Raw genomic sequence first — 1,414 nt, 5'->3', positions numbered from 1 at the left:
TCATTTTTCTTGTTAGTCCTCGATAGCTCAGCGGTAGAGCATTCGGCTGTTAACCGAAGGGTCGCTGGTTCGAACCCAGCTCGGGGAGTTTGATGAATATTCCATAGATATGTATGATGTCTATGGAATATTTTTTTGCCCGGTATGTGTGATGAACAATTTGTCTATGGAACGATTGCTAATATCTAAATTACAAGTGAATAGCATAATATTTGTTGCAATCTTGCACGAGAATAGATTAGGGTGCTATAATAAGCAAAACCAGAAAATTATTTATAAACTCATAAACATTTGATTGTGATTAGTTTTACTTTATAACAAAAGACACGTTTAGGATGGCGTATTGGCGGATATTGCATAAATATAAGGTTAGAGGGTTATTATACTAAGCGTGATTTTGAGTGGAGGCGCTATTTTGTCAAGTTTTGACATTAAAAAGTTTGTAGAATATAGAGAAAATAATCGAGTAGAAATTAAGAGGGCTAAAAGTGGATTGCCAATTAGCTTATGGGAGACCTATTCGTCTTTTGCAAATGGTTATGGCGGCGTAATAATACTCGGGATTTCAGAAAATAATGATGGGAGCTTTAGAACTACCGGGTTAAAAGATGAAGCAAAACTGAAAAAAGAATTTTGGGATATTATTAACAATAAAAACAAGGTGAATGTGAATATTCTTACGGATAATGATATTGAAATATACGAAGAATGCAACGAAGTTATTATGGTAATCCATGTACCGAAGGCGGAGCGTAATAAAAAACCTGTGTTTATTAACAATGATATGCTGAATGGTACCTATCGGAGGAACTGGGAGGGAGATTATCATTGTAGTAAGGCAGAGGTATTGGCAATGCTACGTGATCAGCCAGAGGTTACTTCAGATATGAAAGTTTTAGAAGATATTTCAATTGATGCGATAGATTTAGAAAGCCTACATGACTATCGAAATCGGCACATGGCATTTAAGCCAGGACATATCTGGGAAAAATATGATGATTTTGAATATTTGGAAAAGATAGGTGCGGCTTCAGTGTCTAAAGAGGATAAAAGTCTTTATCCAACAGCGGCAGGACTGCTGATGTTTGGTGAAGAGTATAAAATAGTTCAAGAGTTTCCAGAATATTTTCTGGATTACCGTGAGATACTGGATCCCACGATTCGTTGGACTGATCGTTTTCAATCAAGCTCAGGAGAGTGGACAGGCAATTTGTTTGAATTTTATTGGCTCTATGTCAAGTGTTGGGGTGGGATGCTAACGCATCCTGCTCTGGCTCAGGCATAGAGCCGTTTTTAATGTTTCATGGGCATATGCCTATTTTTAGATACACAAATAAAACCTACCACCAAATGTGATTAAATCTTAGTCACAATGTAATATTCGGTTGCGAAATCGTTCAAAGTTACGGAAGCC

At 36.8% G+C, this 1,414-nt stretch carries 1 protein-coding gene and 1 tRNA gene; both read left to right on the top strand.

The genetic code is table 11. From position 1 onward, the window contains the following. Positions 1–16 precede the first annotated feature (16 nt). Positions 17–88: transfer RNA gene (locus NHH15_RS15405), tRNA-Asn, on the top strand. A 327-nt stretch (positions 89–415) separates the two neighbouring features. Continuing rightward, positions 416–1,285 carry an AlbA family DNA-binding domain-containing protein gene (locus NHH15_RS15400; protein WP_262067533.1) on the top strand — a complete coding sequence of 290 codons (870 nt, stop codon included), beginning with the start codon at positions 416–418 and terminating at the stop codon, positions 1,283–1,285. Positions 1,286–1,414: the final 129 nt, after the last annotated feature.

The sequence above is a fragment of the Aequitasia blattaphilus genome, assembly GCF_024721305.1.
GTDB lineage: Bacteria > Bacillota > Clostridia > Lachnospirales > Lachnospiraceae > Aequitasia > Aequitasia blattaphila.
The sequence above is the reverse complement of the archived record's forward strand: the minus strand, read 5'-3'. Positions and strand labels throughout refer to the sequence as shown.